The 359-nt window shown below is 65.5% G+C and carries 1 protein-coding gene; it reads right to left on the bottom strand.

From position 1 onward, the window contains the following. A partial coding sequence (locus EXE44_RS18605) for a methyl-accepting chemotaxis protein (protein WP_241991905.1) occupies positions 1-359 on the bottom strand: 359 nt, incomplete at both ends.

The raw sequence follows: 359 nt of genomic DNA, 5'->3' as shown, positions 1-359 counted from the left end.
AGGTCGTCGACCGCGTCCGTGATCGACGCCGCGGCGGTGTCCGTGCGCGTGTCGACCGTCTCGATTTGTGCTATCGTCTCGTCCGCGGTCGAACGCACCTCCTCGACGGTCGCCTCGATCTCCGTCGCGCGCTCCTGAGCCTGTTCGGCGAGGTCTTTGACTTCGTCTGCGACGACGGCGAAACCGGAGCCCGCCTCGCCGACTCGGGCGGCCTCGATAGAGGCGTTCAACGCGAGCATGTTCGTCTGGTCGGCAATTTCGTTCAGCATCGCGACGATGTCGTCGATCTCGGTGACTGTCTCACGGAGCGTCTCCAGTTTCTCCTCGGCTGCGGCGGCAGCGGCCTTCGCTTCGTCGAC

This window comes from Halorubrum sp. SS7, assembly GCF_005435055.1.
Classification (GTDB): domain Archaea; phylum Halobacteriota; class Halobacteria; order Halobacteriales; family Haloferacaceae; genus Halorubrum; species Halorubrum salinarum.
Note: the sequence above shows the minus strand (reverse complement) of the source record. Positions and strands in the feature narration are given on the sequence as shown.